This is a genomic window from Armatimonadota bacterium (assembly GCA_017993055.1).
Taxonomy (GTDB): Bacteria; Armatimonadota; UBA5829; order DTJY01; family DTJY01; genus JAGONM01.
Window position 1 is genome coordinate 1 of the sequence record JAGONM010000080.1, and the last position, 3245, is coordinate 3245.

4 protein-coding genes are annotated in these 3245 nt (G+C 62.2%); all 4 read left to right on the top strand.

What is annotated here, in order from left to right; translation table 11 throughout:
• Positions 1–212 precede the first annotated feature (212 nt).
• Complete coding sequence (locus KBC96_15525; protein ID MBP6965804.1) at positions 213–1169, top strand: KpsF/GutQ family sugar-phosphate isomerase; 957 nt, start codon at positions 213–215, stop codon at positions 1167–1169.
• Positions 1170–1204: 35 nt separating this feature from the next.
• Positions 1205–1777 (top strand): HAD hydrolase family protein, encoded by a 573-nt coding sequence (locus tag KBC96_15530; protein MBP6965805.1) that lies wholly within the window; start codon positions 1205–1207, stop codon positions 1775–1777.
• Positions 1746–2498 (top strand): metallophosphatase, encoded by a 753-nt coding sequence (locus KBC96_15535; protein ID MBP6965806.1) that lies wholly within the window; start codon positions 1746–1748, stop codon positions 2496–2498. Before KBC96_15530 ends, KBC96_15535 begins: the two co-directional genes overlap by 32 nt.
• A partial coding sequence (locus KBC96_15540) for a hypothetical protein (protein ID MBP6965807.1) occupies positions 2495–3245 on the top strand: 751 nt, incomplete at its 3' end. The genes KBC96_15535 and KBC96_15540, both read left to right, overlap by 4 nt.

Consider the following 3245-nt stretch of genomic DNA (forward strand, 5'->3'; position numbering starts at 1 on the left):
CGAGGACAGCGAACCCCGCAAGGACCATTCTCGCTCTGTGCACGCACAACCCCCGAGGCCTATCGGCGTGAATATCCGCCATGAGGCACGGGCTATATTCTACCAGTGTGGGCGGACTCAGTCAACGAGAGCCGTGGGGTCTGGTTGCGGCGAAGCCTCTGGTGTTGCTATAATCAGCCTTGGTTGAGGCCGGAGGGCCGGTGGAGGGGCGGATGCTGGAACGTGCCAAGGAGATACTGGAGATCGAGGCCAACGCGGTTCTTGCGCTTGGAGACAGGCTTGACGAAACCTTCGTCAGGGCGGTCGAGCTCATCCTCGGGTGCCGGGGGCGCATCGTCGTCACAGGCATGGGCAAGTCGGGCGCGATCGGTCGCAAGCTCGCGGGGACTCTCGCCAGCACCGGCAGTCCCGCGCTCTTCCTTCATCCCGCGGAAGGCGTCCACGGCGACCTCGGGATGGTGACATCTCAGGATGTCGTCATTGCACTATCGAACAGCGGCGAGACCGAGGAGATAACCTCGATCCTTCCGGTTATCAAGCGCATCGGCGCGAAGATGATCAGCATGTGCGGCCGAGAGGACTCCGTGCTAGGCCGTTACAGCGACGTCTTCCTCGATACGTCCGTCGAGCGCGAGGCCTGCCCGCTCGGACTCGCCCCGACGACGAGTACGACCGCACAGTTGGCCCTTGGCGACGCGCTCGCGCTCGTAGTCATGGAGGCGAGAAAGTTCTCGGCCGAGGATTACGCACTCTTCCATCCTTCGGGCACACTCGGTCGTAGGCTCACGATGCGCGTCTCTGATGTCATGCGTTCCGGTGACAGAATGGCAATCGTTTCCGCAGACGACATGGTGCGGGATGTGCTCTTCGCCATCACGAAGGCGGGGGCGGGGGCGGCCGTGGTAGCGGACGACAAAGGCACGATGCTCGGCATTATCACTGACGGCGACGTGCGGCGTCACATGCTGAACGACGAGAACTGTCTGCGTCTAAAGGCCGGCGAGATCATGACATCTGGGCCGAAGACCGTGAGCCCCGACCAGCTCGCTGTCGAGGGACTGCGCCTGCTCGAGACTTTCAAGATAGGCGAGGTCCCTGTGATAGACGTCGAGGGCAAGCCGGTTGGCATGCTCATGATGAAGGACCTCTTCCAGGCCGGTATCGTCTAGCGAGTGTTGCCGTTAGTAGGGCCCGACATCCCAACATGCATAGCGAAAAGATACAACAGATCAAACTGATCGCCATGGACGTTGACGGCGTCCTGACCCCCGGTGACGTCACCTATTCCGCCTTCGGCGATGAGATCAAGAGCTTCCACATCAAGGATGGCGTTGCCATCCGGGCCGCACAAGCGGTCGGCTTTCACGTCGCCGTCATAAGCGGCCGCAGGTCCGCCGCGCTCGAACGCCGGGTGAAGGAACTCAAGGTCGAGAACTTCGAGCCGGGGTGTCGCGACAAGTCCGTTGCCATTCGAGATCTGCTCTCCCGCCTCGGACTGCGAAAGGAGCAGGCCGCCTTCATCGGCGACGACCTGATTGACATCCCCGCGTTTCGAGAAGTCGGCTTTCGGATCGCGGTCGGCGATGCCTGCGAGGACATCAAGGCGCTGGCCGAGCACGTCACGGAGACTCACGGTGGGAGAGGCGCCGTCCGCGAGGCAGTCGAGTTCATCCTGAGAGCGCAGGGCAAATGGGCGCAGGCCGTCGAATCCATCGTCGAACGCTATCAGCGACCGGTCGAGGCGAATGCCGAACCTGACAATCCTGCACACCAATGACCTCCACGGCAAACTGAGTCGAGAGGGCGCCGAGATCATCCGGCGGGAGAGAGCTTCCCCCGGCGATTGCCTGCTCCTCGACTCCGGCGACGCCATCGTTTCCGGCAACATCTACTACCGCCCCGGGGGAGAGCCCGCCCTTCGGCTCATGAGCGAGATCGGCTACGACGCCATGGGCATGGGCAACCGAGAATTCCACTTCCTCGCGGCCGGCCTGCAGTCAAAGGTAAAGCTCGCCCGCTTTCCTGTTCTGTGCGCGAACATCAGAGGCGCGGAGGAGTTCATCCGCCCCAGCCTGATCGTCGAGAAGGGCGGTTGCAGGGTCGCTCTATTCGGTCTGACCGTCCCCATGATCACGAAGCGGATGCTCGCGAGCCGTCTAAGTCCCTATTGGTTCGAGAACCCAATCGAGGCGGCGCGTGAGATAGTCCCTTCTCTTCGTTCGCAGTCCGATATCATAGTCGCGCTCACGCATATCGGGCTGAAGGCGGATGAGAAGCTTGCGGCGGATGTTCCCGGCATAGACCTCATCCTCGGCGGCCACACGCATGCCGTTCTCCATGACCTGGTCAGGATCGGTGCAACGACCATCGTTCAGGCGGGCTCGTGGGGGCATCATTTGGGCAAGGTAGTGATAGCTGGGGAGCGGGGATGCCTGTCGTTCAGCAATGCTCTCCTTCCGCTCCAACCGAGTGCCAAGGCCAGGGACGGGGCGACATGAACCATCCACTTCTTGCGCTGCCGATATTCCTTCCCATCGCGCTGATATCGCTCGCGGTCGGCGGCTCGATCCTTCGTGTCTGCAGGGTGAAACCGTTCGGCATGTTGGAACAATCTGTGTTCGCGACGGCGCTCGGGTTCGGCGTACTCGCATATCTGATCCTCGGGATCGGGCTTGCCGGGGCGTTGACTCTTCCGGTTCTTGCCATTCTGCTCGTGGTTCTTGCCGCTGAGTCATACTCCGGGCTTCGATCGCTGGCTCCATCGCTCTACCGGGCTCTGCGCAACCGTCTGCGGAGCGTCCCGCGCGCTTCCAACGCGATGGTTTTGCTCAGTGCGGCGATCCTCGGCGCGTTCACCCTCATGGCCGCCCTCGCGCCCCCGTCAGCGTCTGACTGGGACGGCCTTGCGTATCATCTCGCCGTGCCGAAGCTCTATCTGGCGGCGCATAGGATTTTCTATGTGCCGTTCACATCACACTCCAACTTCCCGTTCGTCACGGAGATGCTCTACACGCTGGGCCTTGCGCTGCAGGGGCCCTCCGTGGCGAAGCTCTTCCACTACACTATGTACCTGCTCACCGCGGCGGGCATCTTTACGCTCTGCAGGAGGCATCTGAACCGCACAGCGGGATCCGTCGGCGCGCTGCTCTTCATGAGCGTTCCCATCGTCGTCTGGGAGGCCGGCGTCGCGTATGCCGATCTCTCCACCGGGATGTTCGTGCTCCTCGCCGTGTATGCCGTCCTGA